A 15,991-nucleotide genomic window follows, 5' to 3' on the forward strand; every position below is an offset into this window, starting at 1 on the left:
TTGTAACGCGCTTTTGATCGTTATCGTGTCTGTCGAGTCAACTTATTGCCGACATCCCGCTATCGGTCCGTGTGTGAAAACAGATCGATAGCGGGGTCAGTGCATGATCAGAAATCGAGATGGCAGTTTGTCCAGCCGTTGTCGAAGCGGGTACCAAACTGCTGATAGAAGCCAATGGCGGGCTGATTCCAGTCGAGTACCTGCCACATCATACCCGTACACTGGGTGGTATGCGCGGTTTCAACGGTTGCGTCGAGCAGCAGTTTGCCAATGCCGTAGCCCCGGAACTCTTCCGTCACGATGATGTCTTCGAGGTACAGCCGCTTGCCTTTCCAGGTCGAATAGCGGAAATAGTACAGCGCCATCCCGACGATCTTTTTGGTCGCTGTCTCTTCGGCTACCAGCATCCCGTAGAGGGGGTTTGGGCCGAAGCCATCGAGCGCCATCTGCTCGACGGTGTTGGAAACCTCATCGGCAGAACGTTCGTAAACGGCCAGTTCGGTAACAAGGGCAAAGGCATCGGGAACATCTTCAAGGACGCCGGCACGGATAGAGATCATGAGGAGGAAAGTTGACTGGTTGTAAAGTTATAGAGCTGTAAAGTTATGGAGTTGAATAGTTGTAAAGTTGTAGACTTGGATAGTTGTAGGGTTGTAAAGTTGTTACCGGCCGGATGGGCTGACGCGGTCAGTGCTGGCGGCAGCAACTTTACAACTCTACGACTATCCAACTCTACAACTTTATAAAGTAGCCAATCCCCGCCACTTGTCGAGGGCGGCCTGAAAGTCGGTGGGTAGGGCCGAGTCGAACTGAAGCCACTGCCGGGTGCGGGGGTGGATGAAGCCGAGCGATTTGGCGTGCAGGGCCTGCCGGGGCAGCAGCTTGAACGCGTTCTCGACGAAGGCTTTGAAGCTGCCTACGGGTTGGCCGCGCAGCACCCGGTCGCCCCCGTACATGGCGTCGTTGAAGAGGGGGTGGCCGATGTGTTTCAGGTGCGCCCGGATCTGGTGGGTCCGGCCCGTTTCGAGGTTGCATTGCATCAGGGCCACATACCGTAGCTGCTCCAGCGTTTTATAGTGCGTAACGGCCCACTTGCCTTTGCTTTCGTCGTCGTAGATGGTCTGCACCTTGCGGTCTTTCGCGCTCCGCCCGATGTACCCCGTAATGGTACCGTCGGTGGGTTCGGGGAGGCCCCAGACGAGGGCGTTGTAGGTTCGTTCGATACTGTGCTCGAAAAACTGCCGGGCCAGGTGGGTCATGGCGTACTCTGTCTTGGCAATCACCATCAGGCCCGACGTGTCTTTGTCGATTCGGTGCACCAGCCCCGGCCGGGTAGCCCCGTTGCGGGTGGTGGGCAGGTTCTGAAAATGATACACCAGCGCGTTGACCAGCGTACCGTCCCAGTTGCCGTGGGCAGGGTGAACCACCATCCCGGCGGGTTTATTCAGCACCAGCAGTTCGTCGTCCTCAAAAACAATGTCGAGCGGGATATTTTCGGGCAGGATGTCGGTTTCGCGGGGCGGGTGGGGCAGCGAAATGGTAATGACGTCGAGCGGTTTGATCCGGTAACTGGCTTTGATGGGCCGGTCGTTGACCCGCACCGATTCAACGTCGATACCCGCCTGAATCTTGGTGCGTGACGCGTGGGGGAGCCGGTCCATCAGAAACCGGTCGACGCGCAGCAGGCTCTGGCCTTTGTCGACCACGATGCGGTGGTGTTCGTATAATTCGTCGTCTTCGGGTAAATCGTCGTCCAGTTCGGCCACCGCAGTCAATTTGTCTGTTATTTCGGGCAAAAATAAGCCTTTATGGACGAACTCGAACGACAACTGCGTGATTTGGCGGGGCTATCACCCCTGACGCTGCTGCCCGATCCGTTTCCCGAACCCGTCCCGATCCGGCTGCTGCTCAAGCGCGACGACCAGCTGCATCCGCTGGTGTCGGGCAACAAATGGCGCAAGCTCAAGTACAACCTGATCGATGCCCGCCAGCAAGGTTTATCGACGCTGCTGACCTTCGGTGGGGCGTACTCCAACCATCTCTTCGCAGTAGCCGCAGCGGGTCAGACGTTCGGTTTTCGGACGATCGGTATCGTTCGGGGCGATGAGCTGGCCACCCGGCCCCGCAACCCGACGCTGGCCCGTTGTGAACAGATGGGTATGGCCCTGCACTTCGTCAGCCGGGCCGATTACGACCGAAAAACTGACCCGGCTTACCTCGCTTCGTTGCTGGCTGCTGTTGGCCCGGCCTATGTGCTGCCGGAGGGTGGTACCAACGAATTAGCCATTCAGGGAACGGCTGAACTTATGGACGAACTACTGACGCAACTGGGTAGTGAGCCCGATTTTGTCTGCTGCTCCGTCGGGACGGGCGGTACCGTGGCCGGGCTGGTTGGGGCAGTGGCCAGCGAACGGCTGGCTACGCAGGTGCTGGGGTTTTCGGCCGTCGGCGCGCAGACGAGCATTCCCGCGCTGCCCCAGCCGCACGACCATTGGCAGCTTATAACCGACTACACATTTGGCGGCTACGCCCGCACGACGCCCGACCTGCTGGCGTTCATCCGAACGGTTGAACAGCGTACGGGAGTCCGGTTTGAGCAGGTCTACACCGGTAAGATGCTGTACGGTATCTACGACCTCGCCCGGCGCGGTTTCTTCCCGGAGGGGGCCACGGTCGTGGCTGTTCACACCGGCGGCTTGCAGGGTCGCAGCCCGGCGCTGGATGAGTAGGGGGCTACACAGGCTACACTCACTCCGGTAGATAGACGGTGAACGTGGTGCCGTGACCGGGCTGGCTCGCAACGGTGATAAGGCCGCCGTGATTCTCTACAACTTTCTGCACGATAGCCAGGCCGATGCCGGTACCGCTGTACTGATTGCGGCCGTGCAGCCGTTGAAACACCTGAAAAATCTGGTCGGCGTATTTTTCGTCGAACCCAATTCCGTTGTCGGCAACTGTCAGTCGGTGGTAGTCTCGGCATGGGCGCACGGGGTTCGACAGTTCGGGTATCGAGGCCGCCTGAACCTGTTCTGAACGGATGGTGATGTGGGGGGGCTGACCGGCCTGACGAAATTTGAGCGCGTTGGAAATCAGATTCATAAACAGCTGATCCAGTTGCCCTTCGTCGCCCAGTACCGTTGGGAGCGGCCCGATGTCCAGCCGGGCGCTGGTTTCCTGAATAACCAATTCCAGATCCGACTGCACATCCTGCATGACGCGCTGTAGCGGTACCGGTTCAAACGAATCCCGCTGGGTACTAATCCGGGAAAACGACAGTAAATCTTTAATCAGGACCGACATACGCCCGGCCGCGCTCTGCATGCGCTCCAGATACGAAAGGCCCTCGCCCAACTCACGCCCGTATGTGTTTCTCAGCATATCGCCGAACGACTGAATCTTGCGCAGCGGCTCCTGCAAATCGTGGCTGGCGACGTACGCGAAGCGGGTAAGATTCTCATTGGACCGTTGCAGGTCGAGGTTGGCCGTTTGCAGGGCGCTGGTCCGCTCTTCGACCTGCTGTTCCAGACTGGCCGACAGAGTTTTCTGGTCGTGGATGTCGGTGCAGGTACCAAACCAGCGCAACACTACATTGGTGGTTTCATCGCGCAGCGGCAGCGCCCGGCCCAGCAGCCAGCGATACTGCCCGTCGTGGCGTTTCATGCGGTACTCGATCTCGTATGGAGCGCCTGTCTGGAGGCTATGCTGCCAGACCTGTGCCGTGCGCGATGCATCGTCGGGGTGCAGGGCCTGCATCCACTCTTCGTTGAGCGACTGGTCGAGGGTCAGGCCCGTGAAGTCGTGCCAGCGCTGGTTGAAGAAGTCGTGTCGTCCGTCAGGCTGTGTCGACCAGACCATTTGCGGTATGAAGTCCGTGACGAATGTAAACTGCCGGATGCTGTTGTGCAGGTCTTCGTTCAGTTTTTCCAGCTGCTGTTGCGCCATCACTTCGGCCGTAATATCTTGTAGTGTACCGCTAAAGCGAGCCGCAACGTTGTCGTTCCGAAAGTAAGCCTGTCCTCGTGCCCGCACGATGCGCCGTTCCTGTGTTGTTGGGTTGACGAGCGTATAGGTGCTGTCGTACTGCCCGCCCGATGACGGGTTAAGGGTGTGCCAGATCGCTTCCGTAACACGCTGTCTGTCTTCGTCAATAATCGAATTGAGGGCTGTCGACAGCGGAATGTTGGCGTCGTCGGGCAGGCCAAACCACGCTTTCATCCGGGCATTGCCCATAAACCGGTTCGTGAGCGGGTTAAGATCCCAGGTGCCGAGTTCGGCCGCATCGATGGCAAAGCGTAGCTGCTCTTCCTGTTCCCCGAGTTTACGAGCGGCAACAATGGCGTTGGTCGTTTCGATGAACGTTACCAGCACCCCCCCTACCTGCCCCAGCTCATCGCGTACGGGGCTGTAGTTGAACGTCCAGTAGGCATCCACCCACTGATCGGCGCGCCTAACCGGAATCAGCACGTCTGCGCCCTCTACCGTCTGCCCCGCCAGTGCCTGATCGATCATCGGCCCGACGGTTGGCCAGAGTTCCTGCCAGCTATCGACTGCCCGTTGCCCCAGTCCCGACGGGTGCCTGTCGCCCAGCGATAAATTTACACTGGCAGCCTCGTTGTAGAACTGAATCAGATCAGTACCTCAGAAGAGCACGATCGGAAAACGGGAGGCAAGCAGGGTGCTCAGGGTTATTTTGAGGCTCGGCGCCCACTGCTCAGGCCGGCCAAGCGTAGCCGACCAGTCTTTCTCCTGAATCAGGGTGCCCATGTGTCCGCCATAAGCCAGAAATGAATAGGTATCAGTAGGGAAAGGGTCGTTCATAGGTTGTCGAAAAAAAGCACGCGTGGATAGGGTGGGCGGCTGGTTGTGATCGCCCGATTACCGAACGGCCGCCCGTCGCAGCCGGTCATTGATGGCGGTTCCCAGCCCTTGCGACGGTACCGTTTCGGCGTAAATCAGATCGAGGTCAAGGGCGTCGAGCTGGCGCAAATGAGCGAACAAATTGCGGGCCGCTTCCGCCAGATTACCCGTTTCGGAAAGAATTCGCTGCTGGGCTGCCGGGATGCCACTAAACGGTTGCCGGAAGGCCAGCGCCCCTGCCCGGAGCGACGGCTCGGGATTGCTGCCCATGGGTAGCAGGGTCAGTGGTACGCGCGGAGCGTAGTGACTGCTGAGCATACCGGGCGCTTTAGGATTAGACGTCGAATGGCTTCGCACGTCGACCGGCCCGACGACGGCTTCGATCTGATCGAGGGCCATACCACCCAGCCGGTACACAACGGGTTTGCCCTGCTCGAAACCGACAATGGTCGATTCAAGGCCCACAGTAGCCGGGCCACCGTCGAGAATATAAGGCACCTGCTCGCCCAGCTGATCGGCAACGTGCTGCGCGGTCGTCGGGCTGATGTACCCAAACGGATTGGCACTGGGAGCGGCCAGCGGAAAGTCGAGCGACGCCAGCAGCGCCAGCGTCAGCGGGTGGTTGGGTACGCGCACGGCCACCATCGGCAAGCCCGACGTAACCAGATCGGGGACGCGCTCGTGTTTGGGAAGTAATAGGGTCAGTGGGCCGGGCCAGAACGCTTCGGCGAGTTGGCGGGCGGGCGGGGGTATCTCGGTTACGTAGTCGTGCAGCCGGTCGATACTGTTTGTGTGCAGAATGAGTGGATCGAAAGCGGGGCGATTCTTGACCCGGAAGATGGTTAGTACCGCATCCGGATCGAGCGCATTACCGGCCAGCCCGTAAACGGTTTCGGTCGGTATCCCAACTACCTGTCCGGCGGCTAAAAGTTGACCAACCTGCACTACATCCTGCCCGATCTGCGTTTTCATACGCTGGCAAAGATAGCAAGACCGATAGAATCGGTGAGTGGCAGCACGTTCCTTTCCCGCCTATCTTTGCTCGAAAGACCAACCATCCATGAACGACCGCATTAAACAATGGCTCAAACGAGTCGGCTGGCTGGGCTTCCTGTTTTTCCTGATCAAAGGCTTACTCTGGCTGATTATTCCCTACCTGATCGCCAAGGGGATACTGTCTAAATAAAGAGTGAAAGAATGAAAGAGCGAAAAACCATCCGGCAAATTCGCTCTTTCACTCTTTCGCTCTTTAAAATTAATGTACCCCGCCCGGGCCGTGGACGTGGCCGTGATCCAGTTCGTCGGGGGTGGCGTCGCGGACGTCTAGGATTTCGACGTCGAAATGCAGACTCTGGTCGGCCAGCGGGTGGTTGGCATCGACGGTGACGGTGTCGGTGCCGACGTTGGTGATCGTGATGAGTTCGCCCTCGTTTGTTTCAAACTGCATCCCTACTGCCACGCGCTGATCGCCGAATGCGCGCTTGGGCACTTCTTCTACCAACGCGGGATTGCGCCGGCCATACCCTTTTTCGGGAGTTACGTCGATCTTGAATTTATCGCCTTTCACGTGGTTTTCCAGTCCTTCTTCCATGCCCGGAATCAGGTTGCCTTCGCCGTGAAGATAGTATAGGGGTTCGCTGCCAACACTGGAGTCGAGCACGTTGCCCGCATCGTCGGTCAGTGTATAGTGGATAGCGGCTACTTTGTGTTTTGAAATCTGCATAATAAATCGGCCAGGCCGTTTGTGTATGATTATAGAACAAACCTACGCCGGAAAAGTCTTTCCACGGGCCGATTTATGTAGCGACGTTCTGACAACGGGGTTGGTGTAGCCGGTTGCTGCCCCGGACGGGGGCGTCAGCGGCAAAGATTTCGGGGCAGCATCGGTTCTGAACCGGCTGCACCTTACGTTTGCAGTCGCTCACGGCTGCTCCACGATTCTTTTCGCCATGTTTCCCGTTTCTACACTTCGCACGGCCTACGCTCATCCGGCCAAATCCCCGCTATCACCCCTGCTGCCGCTGGCGGGCTGGCTGACGGGGCTGGTCGGGCTGGGAGGGTACTGGCTCGGCACGGTCCTGTTTCCGCCCTCCGCGCTGCCCGTTTTGCTGAGTATGGCCCCCGTCGCCGGCTTAACCCTAGCCCGGCCCGAGAGCGACTTTGCGTCGTACATCGGCGGACGGCCGCACGACCGAAACGCAGCATCAGCAAACAGCGGAACAACGTGGCTACTGCTGCTGTTGCTGACCCGATTTTTCGTGATACAGGCCCTGTTTGCCAACGAAGCGTTTGGCCTGACGGTGGCGCTCAAGTACGGCATGGCGCACAGCCTGAGTCATTGGGCGGTCTGGTCGGTAAGCTGGTCGCTGCCCCGCTCTGCCAACGACCCTGATTCATCGGCAGAGCGTGCTCAGGCTCCGTCGGTGCGGGTGCTGGCAACGCTGGCCGGACTGCTGCCGATGCTGGCACTGGTGTACCTGACGACCCTGTGGATTTACGCCCTGTTTCTGGTGCCGCTGCTACTGCTACGCGCCGGGCTTATCCGTCGGTTCAGACATGAAGGCGGGTACACAGGGGCCGGACTGGGGACCGTGCAGCAACTAAGCGAAGTGCTGCTATACCTGTCGTTCGTTTCGCTGCTATGGGTGTCGGTCTGACCGGCTCGCCGTGTTCATCGCGTTAATTGCCAGTGGGCGACAGCTAAAGTTCCTATGGGTCGGCTTCCCTGCCCGCCCCGAAGCGTCGGCCCGGCCTGAAGGGGGAGAAGTTCATTCGCGGAATACTCCCCCTTCAGAGCTTGTTTGGTGAAGGAGTTTTTGTCATCCCGACGCAGGAGGGATATTCGGTAAAAGCAAATAAACCGCCTGCTACCGAAGATCCTTCGCAGGCTCAGGATGACAAAAAAGGCTATTTTGACCTAACCAACGCTTCCCCAAACAAGCTCTGAAGGGGGAGTATTCCGCGAATGAACTTCTCCCCCTTCAGGCCGGGCCGACGGGTCGGGGCGGGGGGTATTTCTATCCAGCACGTAACAGCCCCCGGTGAATGAGTTAGCCGCCGTTGGGTAGCCGGATGATGAATGTACAGCCTTCGCCTTCCCGGCTTTCTACCGTCAGGCTACCCCCGTGTGCTTTGATGATGTCGTAACTCAGCGACAGGCCCAGCCCGGTGCCTTCTCCGCTTGGCTTAGTCGTGAAAAACGGCTGAAAAATCTTTTGCTGCATAGTATCGGAAATGCCTGTACCATTGTCGCTCACCTGAATCTCTACCGCTTTGTCGACGATACGGGTCTGCACGGTCACGGTTGGTTTGAAATCATCATTGGCTTGCTTTAGGCGCTGATTGACGGCGTAAAACGCGTTGTTGAACAGGTTGAGGAGCACCCGGCTAATGTCCTGCCCCACCAGGTCGACCTTACCCAAATCGGGCTGGAGTTTCTGTACCAGCGCGCAGGTAAACAGCGGATTTCTAACCCGCTGCCCATAGTAGGCCAGGCGAATGTATTCATCGACCAGTGCGTTCAGATCGACGGGGTATCGCTCGCCACTACCCATTCGGCTGTGTTCGAGCATACCCTGCACGATACTTGACGCCCGGTTGCCGTGGTGGCTGATCTTTTGCAGGTTTTGCTTTAACGTGTCGAGTAATTCGTTTTCCAAGTCTGCATCGCGCTGCTGTCGTTTCTGCTCATCCTCCAGTTCCGTCACCACATCGACCGACAGGTCGGAGAAGTTATTGACGAAGTTGAGCGGGTTCTGAATTTCGTGGGCGATACCCGCTGTCAGTTCGCCGAGGCTGGCGAGTTTTTCGCGCTGAATGAGCTGATGCTGCGTGTCCCGGAGTTCGGTGAGGGTATCGGCGAGGTTGTTACGCTGCGTTTCGATCTCCAGTTTTTGCCGGATTACTTCTTCCGTCCGCAGGGCTACGTTACGTTCCAGCAATTGATTGGCTTTCCGAAGCTGCCGCGACCGGTACCGCACCAGTGCCCAAACGACCAGCGCGGCCAGTATCGCATAGAGGATGTAGGCCCACGGGGCGCGCCACCAGGGCGGCAATACGGTCAGTTGAATCGAAGCACCCTGCTGGTTGTACAGCCCGTCGTTGTTCGACGCTTTCACCCGAAAAACGTAGGTGCCCGGTGCCAGAAATGAATAGGTTGCCGACCGCTGCGTGCCGCAATTGACCCACCCGCTGTTGACGCCTTCGAGCTGGTAGGTATACTGGTTTTTCTCCGGGGCAATGTAGTTCAGGCCCACAAAGTCGAACGAGATTACGTTATCGCGGTAGCTCAGCGTCAGGGGCTGCGTTGGAAACAAACGGGTCGAGTCCTGCACCCGTACCCGCGTGATGTAGACGGGGGGCACGAAGGTATTGCTTGCCATGTCGGATGGGCGAAACACCACCAGCCCGTTTGTGCAGCCAAAGGCCAGTTCGCCGGTCGGCGCGGAGGTGCAGGCCCCCGTAAAGCTTTGCCCTAGCAGCCCGTCGTGTTCGTCGAACACCCGGAGCTGGCGCGTCAGCGGGTCCAGCCGACATAATTTGTCGTTGGTCGCCAGCCAGAGCATACCCATCTGATCGGTAGTCAGGGCAACGATGTGGTTGTCGGGCAGACCGTTGTGAACAGTAAACGTCGATACGTCCGCCGTTTTGGGATCGACACGGAAGATGCCGCCGATATTGGTCGCCATCCAGATCGCACCGTCGTTGGTTTCGCAGAGGGCTACTACGTCGCGGCTGTAGAAAATTTTCTTGTCGCCGGAGTGTGGAGGGTGGTAGCTCGTAAACCGGCCCGACCGGGGGTCTAGTTTACAGGCCCCTACGCCCCCGGCCGTTACCCAGACATCCCCCGAGCGGGTCACCAGCACGTCGCTGACCTGCCCGCCCCCTTTTCCGAAGGGGTTACTCCTGTCGATCTGGAAAAGCGTATACTGGCCGTTGGCCGGGTCGAAATGGGCCAGCTTCCCCTGACCGGCTATCCACAGCTTCCCCTGTCCGTCGTCGTCGATGCTGGTGATCGTAAAACCGACCGGATAGTGCCGAAGCTGACCCATTGCGTCCAGCGTGCGCAGGCCCGTCGGGACGGCCATCCAGGTCCGGCCGTTGCGGTCGCAGTGGAGGGCCGAAATCAGATCGGTGGGTGAATAGACGACGAATTTCTGGGATTCCCCCTTGTCCGGCGCGGGTGGCTGCGTGGTGTCGTAAGGTGTCTGGTCAGCCAGAGTCAGGCGGGATACCTTCCCGATGTAGTCATTGGTGGCGTTGTTGAACCAGAGCGCCCCCGCCGGTCGGCCGATAGCATCGTGATATTGTTTTCAACTCTGGGCGTAGCATTATGGTCTGGAATGGGCTGATAAAATTCAAACCGGGGCGTCAGCGTGGAATAATGGTCGATGCCGTTGGCGCTCCCGATCCAGAACGACCCCCGCCGGTCGGCCAGCAGCGCCCAGACAACCTCGTGGCTCAGCGAACCGGGAATCGACGGGTTGGGCCGGTAGGTAATGGTTTTGCCGGAAGCCGGGTCGAGCTGTACCAGCCCCGACAGGGTACCCACCATCAGGTCGTGGTGTTCGTTTTCGCCCAGCCCTTTGGGCATTATTTCCCGGTTGGGCAGGTACTTCCTGCCGGTTGGTGCGTAGGTGGTCAGGGCCTCGTCGCGGCCGGGCGATGGCTTTTTTCCGGGCCGCAGCTGGTAAAGCCCGTCGTTAAAAGCCGCCAGCCACAGGCTATTGTCGGCCGCGAGGTACATCGACTCGATCCGGGGCTGTGGTTTGGCGGGGTCGGGGCCAAAATAAAACGGGCTGAACTTCCCCGTTTGTCGGTTCATGGTAAACAGGCCGGTGGCGGTGCCTACCCACAACGTACCAAACCGATCTTCCTGAATCGACCATACCCGCCCGTCGGCACCGCGCGCAACCGGTACGCTGTAGAGCCGGTATTGTTTGGTGCGGGGATTGAAGCGGGCCAGCCCACCTTCCGAACCAATCCAGAGATAGCCCTGCCTGTCTTCGATCAGGGTGTAGCAGATGTCGTAAGCCGCAACCTGACCCGACCCGGCCCGCTCCACCCGAAAGAAATTCACCCGGCCCGTGCGCTTATCGAGCCGGTGCAGCCCACCGCCGGGCGTGACAAACCAGATTTCGCCCGACCGCGATTCCAGCATGTCCCAGATGTTGTTGTGCGCCATGTGGTTGTTCGGGTCGGCGGGGTCGGGTTTGTAGACGGTGAACGTGTAGCCGTCGTACCGATTCAGGCCGTCGCCGGTGCCGAACCACATGAACCCGTCCCGGTCCTGGTAGATGCTGAAAATTGTGTTGCTGGATAGCCCCTGCGCTGTGCTGAGGTGCTCGAACCGAAGCGGAGATTGCCCTAACGGGGATTGCCCCGGCGGAGGCTGTCGCAGTGAATTCTGTCGCAGTGAATGCTGCCCGTGGGCAAACACAGCGACAAGCATGCACAGCGTAATGGTAATTAATCGGTGGTGTGGAATCATTGAGAAAGGCAGGAAGCAACGGTAGGTAGCCTGTTGGTAGCAGGTGATGAGGGCCATTCGGCTTATTCAGTCCTCAAGTTTAACAGGAAGCCGTATAAAGTCAAGTCAGTCAATACCAGCAATCCGGTCTGCTGGCCGACGCTAAAATACGCACGCCATTGGTGTTTTTCTAATGTAACCCGTCGATGAACCACTGTGACTGTGGCTCGCAGTTACCTGTGCGTCAGCCGTGTCTACTTTCCGGTAAGGCGTCTGTCTCCGTGGCGCGGTGCGGACACCGACATTCGGATTCGATTAGCTGTCGAATGAGAACAGTACTGGCCGGGAAACTACCTTGTCCGGTTATGTAGCTTGTCGACCGTTCGTCAATAATTAGAAGATTGTCTAATTGTTTAATTAGACGTTTGTCTAACCAGTTGCTGACAAAGTCGCTGCCTTCTGTGCAGTAAATTAGCTATAGTACCCCATGAACCTGCTTTTCAAAGCTCTCAACGACCCAACCCGGCGGCAGATTCTCGATCTGCTGCGGACGGGTGATCTAAACGCCGGTGAAATCGCTGAGCAGTTCGCTATGTCGAAGCCCAGTATTTCGCACCACCTCGATTTGTTGCGGCAGGCCGGGTTGGTGGAGTCGGTGAAGCAGGGGCAGTTTATCACGTATTCGCTCAACACCACCGTGCTCGATGAACTGCTGGGCTGGCTGCTCAGCTTCCAGCAACCCACCCCCGTCGCGTCCGAAAACGAATCAAACCGTTCTGTAAACCAATAACTCTGTTGCACCATGAACACGAAAACTACCTCCGCCGAGTGGATGATTCTGGCTCCCTGCCTGTTGGCACTCGGCTACGTTGCCCTGATCTGGAATCAACTGCCTGCGACGATAGTATCGCACTACGGCCTGTCGGGTAAGCCAGACGGCTGGATGCCGAAAGAAAACGCATTGCTGATTCTGACCGTCGCGACGGGGCTTACGTACCTGCTACTGCGTTTCTTACCGCGCATCGACCCGAAGGGCCGGACGCAATCAGCCTTATTTCTACGAATTCGGTTCGTTGTCAGTCTGCTGCTGGCGGCCACGTTGACGGGACTGTTTTACAGGGCGACTCCTACCGGCGGTTCGCGGCCGGGGGTGGGCGGTCTGCTGGCCCTGACTTGTGTGGCGGTGGCTGTACTCGGCAATTACATGACGACCCTCAGACCCAACTGGGTAATCGGTATCCGAACGCCCTGGACGCTGGCAAACGACCGGGTCTGGACACGTACGCACCGGCTGGGCGGTCGGCTGATGGTGGTGGGTGGGTTGCTTGGTGCCCTGCTGGCCCTGCTTGTTCCTGCTCCGTACACGGTCGGGGCGGTCGTAGCTGCGCTCCTGGTCGTATCACTGATTCCCGTTGTGTATTCTTACGTTTACTTCCGGCAGGAAAAAGCGCACCAATCACTATCGTAACTGGCCAGTGAGTCTGGCCGCCACCAGCGCAAAACCGTGAGCCAAAAACTGTAAACCGCACCCCTATATGTCCCGCCTGCTCCTCCTTTTGCTACTCGGCCTGACCGGCACCGTGCTGGCCCAGACCAGCGAACCGATTCACTATGTCATCACTCAGCCCGCCGGTGTCAGCCTGACCCTCGACGGAACGCTGACGCTACCCGCCAATGCCACAGGTCCCGTGCCGGTGGTGCTGCTCATTGCGGGGTCCGGCCCCACCGACCGAGACAGTAACTCGCCGGTGCCCGTTGGCGGTAAAACCGTGCAGGGTAGTCCGTTTCGTATGCTAGCTGATAGCCTGTCGCGGCAGGGCGTGGCCGTGGCCCGGTACGACAAGCGGTATTCGGGGACTAACGCGATGGTTGCCGTGATGAAGATAAAACAGGACCAACATCGGTTTGATTACTACGTCAGCGATGCTGTGGGCCTTATTCGGCAGTTGCAGGCCGACAAGCGGTTTTCGCGGGTGGTGGTGGCGGGGCATAGCGAAGGCTCACTGGTGGGTATGCTGGCGGCTACCCAAACTAACGCCGACGCCTTTGTATCGCTGGCGGGGTCGGGGCATAACATCGCCGATGTGCTGAAACTGCAACTGGCGAAGTTACCCGATAGTCAGCGCGACCGGGCTTACCGCGACCTCGACTCGCTGCGGGCGGGGCAGACCGTCAAGGAGCCGCCCATGTTGGTGGCCTCGTTCTTTGCGCCCTCGGTTCAGCCGTACCTGATGTCGTGGATGAAGTATGACCCGGCGATTGAGATTATGAAGTTTCGTGGGCCGGTGCTGCTGATAAACGGAAAGCGCGACCTGCAATCGGGCGTGACCGAGGCCGACGCACTCAAAGCCGCCCGGCCCGACGCCCGGCTGCTGCTGTACCCCAATATGACGCATATGCTGAAAGACGCGGCTGGCGAATCGACGCCCGACAATTTTAAAACGTACCACGATCCCAGTCTGCCGCTAACACCCGGTCTTGCTACAGCTATCGCGCAGTTTGTTCGGGGGAATTGAACCAGTACGTTCGGGTCGTTGGCCGTGCATCGATGTAACCCATTAATAAATTTCATGACTACTTAATGGCATCTTTTGAGGGTTTACTGTTATTGTCATAAAAACAGTCGATAAAGTACCATGAAAGCGGTGTTGGTCTGGTTAATGAGCGGTTCCGTTGCGCTGGCGCAGACGATTGTGCCGCGTACGTTGGTGCAACTGTCAGTTGATCACGACGACGTGTATCTGGCTGGCGAGCCGATTGTGGGGCAGGCGCGGATTATCAATGCCCTTACCGGTCAGCCCGACTCAACCGACGTGGCGTTGTATGTCGATTGTATCAACGCTGATCAGGGGGCGGTGCTTCGGCGTGTAATCGTCCGGCCTCGCAACGGTCTGGCTCACTTTACGCTGACCCCGCCCGACTCGCTGCCCAGCTACCATTGCCAGTTACGGGCCTACACCAACTGGATGCGTAATTTTTCGCCCGACGCCTTCGGCCGGCAAAGCCTGCTGGTTGTGTCGCCCACCGATCAGCAACGGCTGGCTGGGCCAGTCACGGCCCCATCGGTCAGTAGTGTCGTGATTCGGCCGGAAGGTGGGGCGTTGGTGGCGGGCCTGCGCAACCGACTGGTTATCTGCGCCCGCGATACGTTTGGCGTGGGCGTTCCGGCGGGAGGGTGTATCCTGGCCAGCACCGGCGATACGCTCACGAAGCTAACGACAGACGATAAAGGACTGGCATCGGCAGACCTTAGCCCACAGCCGCAAACAGCGTATTGGGCCGTGCTGGGCGGTAAGCGGGTGGCCCTGCCGCCTATACAGCCCACCGGAAGCGTGCTCCGCTGCAACGACCTGACCTACCCCGACCGTATCCGCGTCACCGTCGAAAATAGCCTGTCGCCCACGCCCGATACGCTGACGTTTATCGTGCAGAGCCGGGGGCGGATTCTGTCCTACGCCAGCGTACCCCGCCAAACGCCCGTGTCGGTGTTCAACATCGCCCGGTCGAGTCTGCCGCCGGGCCTGATTAGTCTGGTGCTGGTCGACAAGCAGAAAAAGCGGGTCGGGGAGCGGCTGATTTACAAACCGTACCCGGCGGGCAGCGACGACACGACCGAACCCGTCGACCTCGAACTCGATCAGCCACTGCCGTCGCTGTCGCCCCAGCAACTGAGCGACGCGCTGGTGTTGCGCCGGAACACGCTGTTTGGCTGGGATGAACTGACCGCCGAGCGCACCTACACATTTCCGGCGGAGCGGGGCATCAGCCTGTCGGGGCAGCTGGCGAAGTGGAACGATAAGCCTGTCGGGGCACCGGTGATGGTATCGCTGGTGGCAACGCCCGTGGGCGACGATTCGCTCAGTCAGCGGGAGTTGTTTGTGGCGCAGAGCGACGCCAGCGGGCGGTTTGCGTTTCAGGATATGCCTCTTTACGGCACGTATAACGGGCAGCTGACGGCTAAAATCGGCAACATTGACACCCGTATCCGGCTCGATTCCAGCACGGTGCCGTCTATCGTCGCCCAGCCCCGACCCATCGACTGGCGTATCCTGCCAAACGCGCAGACGCTCGTGGCCCGCTACGACACCCTGCTGACGACGCGGCAACGAAAGGCTATGCGAGCCGGTACGACTCTGCAAGCGGTAACTGTGAAGGCAAACAAAACATCAGGTATCCAGCAGGCGGTTTTTTCGACGAAGCCCGGCACGGTAGTCAGTCGTACGAATGTGCTGAGTAATGGGGTGGGCGGTATGTTGAGCGGTATTATGCCCCGCTATCTGGAGTATCGAATCATGAAATATATCAAACCCGATATCAAATACTATGTCGATGACGTGTACCAACAGGGGCCGCTGGCTATGAACGACATGGCGGTGGGCGAAATCGATCACATCGACATTCACGAACGGGACGCCGATACCATGATGTACAATGCCGACATCGTTGTCGCGATCTATACCATACGCAGTACTAACCTGACCCGAGCCCAATCAGACAAGGCTGGTTCTGGTCAGCGAGTTGTGCTGAAGGGCTTTCAGCGTAATCTGGCCAGTAAGTAGCCGAGAGCGGGCATCCTGCTGGTTCGCACGAGACCGTACGATTCCATTATCCAAACAGCGGGGCGGGGATGGAGTTAGTACAATCGAGTAAACAACAAAGCTCGAT

General features: G+C 58.6%; 15 protein-coding genes. 7 read left to right on the top strand and 8 right to left on the bottom strand.

The features are described from left to right. Nucleotides 1-107 precede the first annotated feature (107 nt). Together HH216_RS14505 and HH216_RS14510 are read right to left on the bottom strand one after the other, a co-directional pair. Complete coding sequence (locus HH216_RS14505; RefSeq protein WP_169551446.1) at nt 108-560, bottom strand: GNAT family N-acetyltransferase; 453 nt, start codon at nt 558-560, stop codon at nt 108-110. A 180-nt stretch (nt 561-740) separates the two neighbouring features. Beyond that, nucleotides 741-1,787: an RluA family pseudouridine synthase gene (locus HH216_RS14510; protein WP_408641796.1), complete on the bottom strand. Its 1,047-nt coding sequence runs from the start codon at nt 1,785-1,787 to the stop codon at nt 741-743. A 21-nt stretch (nt 1,788-1,808) separates the two neighbouring features. On the opposite strand from HH216_RS14510, the gene HH216_RS14515 reads away from it, so the two are divergent. Further along, on the top strand, nt 1,809-2,729 hold the full coding sequence (locus HH216_RS14515; protein WP_169551447.1) for a 1-aminocyclopropane-1-carboxylate deaminase/D-cysteine desulfhydrase: 921 nt from the start codon (nt 1,809-1,811) through the stop codon (nt 2,727-2,729). A 19-nt stretch (nt 2,730-2,748) separates the two neighbouring features. Here HH216_RS14515 and HH216_RS14520 read toward each other — a convergent pair whose 3' ends face one another. The 3 genes from HH216_RS14520 to HH216_RS14530 form a co-directional block, all read right to left on the bottom strand. Beyond that, entirely contained in the window at nt 2,749-4,509 is a 1,761-nt protein-coding gene (locus HH216_RS14520) for a sensor histidine kinase (RefSeq protein ID WP_169551448.1), read from the bottom strand. A 129-nt stretch (nt 4,510-4,638) separates the two neighbouring features. Beyond that, a complete protein-coding gene (locus tag HH216_RS14525) occupies nt 4,639-4,818 on the bottom strand; it encodes a hypothetical protein (RefSeq protein ID WP_169551449.1) in 180 nt (59 codons plus the stop codon). Between the two features lie 57 nt (nt 4,819-4,875). Further along, the gene (locus HH216_RS14530; RefSeq protein WP_169551450.1) at nt 4,876-5,829 is read right to left on the bottom strand and encodes an L-threonylcarbamoyladenylate synthase; all 954 of its coding nucleotides are present in this window, start codon (nt 5,827-5,829) and stop codon (nt 4,876-4,878) included. An 88-nt stretch (nt 5,830-5,917) separates the two neighbouring features. Here HH216_RS14530 and HH216_RS26445 point away from each other — a divergent pair, with 88 nt between their 5' ends. Then, nucleotides 5,918-6,043, top strand: coding sequence for a hypothetical protein (locus tag HH216_RS26445; protein ID WP_256366327.1), 126 nt, complete (start codon nt 5,918-5,920; stop codon nt 6,041-6,043). 69 nt (nt 6,044-6,112) lie between these two features. On the opposite strand, the gene HH216_RS14535 is transcribed toward HH216_RS26445, so the two are convergent. After that, the gene (locus HH216_RS14535) at nt 6,113-6,580 is read right to left on the bottom strand and encodes an FKBP-type peptidyl-prolyl cis-trans isomerase (RefSeq protein WP_169551451.1); all 468 of its coding nucleotides are present in this window, start codon (nt 6,578-6,580) and stop codon (nt 6,113-6,115) included. Nucleotides 6,581-6,806: 226 nt separating this feature from the next. On the opposite strand from HH216_RS14535, the gene HH216_RS14540 reads away from it, so the two are divergent. Continuing rightward, nucleotides 6,807-7,514 (top strand): adenosylcobinamide-GDP ribazoletransferase, encoded by a 708-nt coding sequence (locus tag HH216_RS14540; RefSeq protein ID WP_169551452.1) that lies wholly within the window; start codon nt 6,807-6,809, stop codon nt 7,512-7,514. Nucleotides 7,515-7,907: 393 nt separating this feature from the next. On the opposite strand, the gene HH216_RS26010 is transcribed toward HH216_RS14540, so the two are convergent. Beyond that, nucleotides 7,908-9,944 (bottom strand): sensor histidine kinase, encoded by a 2,037-nt coding sequence (locus HH216_RS26010; protein WP_254448438.1) that lies wholly within the window; start codon nt 9,942-9,944, stop codon nt 7,908-7,910. 134 nt (nt 9,945-10,078) lie between these two features. Further along, a complete protein-coding gene (locus HH216_RS14550) occupies nt 10,079-11,347 on the bottom strand; it encodes a ligand-binding sensor domain-containing protein (protein ID WP_169551453.1) in 1,269 nt (422 codons plus the stop codon). Nucleotides 11,348-11,813: 466 nt separating this feature from the next. Between HH216_RS14550 and HH216_RS14555 the strand changes: the two genes are divergently transcribed. The 4 genes from HH216_RS14555 (at nt 11,814) to HH216_RS14570 (ending at nt 15,885) form a co-directional block, all read left to right on the top strand. Continuing rightward, complete coding sequence (locus HH216_RS14555) at nt 11,814-12,116, top strand: autorepressor SdpR family transcription factor (protein ID WP_169551454.1); 303 nt, start codon at nt 11,814-11,816, stop codon at nt 12,114-12,116. 12 nt (nt 12,117-12,128) lie between these two features. After that, nucleotides 12,129-12,794, top strand: a complete 666-nt coding sequence (locus HH216_RS14560) for an SdpI family protein (RefSeq protein ID WP_169551455.1) — start codon at nt 12,129-12,131, stop codon at nt 12,792-12,794. A gap of 67 nt (nt 12,795-12,861) precedes the next feature. Next, nucleotides 12,862-13,842 (top strand): alpha/beta hydrolase family protein, encoded by a 981-nt coding sequence (locus tag HH216_RS14565; protein WP_169551456.1) that lies wholly within the window; start codon nt 12,862-12,864, stop codon nt 13,840-13,842. Nucleotides 13,843-13,962: 120 nt separating this feature from the next. After that, nucleotides 13,963-15,885, top strand: coding sequence for a hypothetical protein (locus HH216_RS14570; protein ID WP_169551457.1), 1,923 nt, complete (start codon nt 13,963-13,965; stop codon nt 15,883-15,885). The last annotated feature ends 106 nt before the right edge of the window (nt 15,886-15,991 follow it).

The organism is Spirosoma rhododendri (assembly GCF_012849055.1).
Classification (GTDB): domain Bacteria; phylum Bacteroidota; class Bacteroidia; order Cytophagales; family Spirosomataceae; genus Spirosoma; species Spirosoma rhododendri.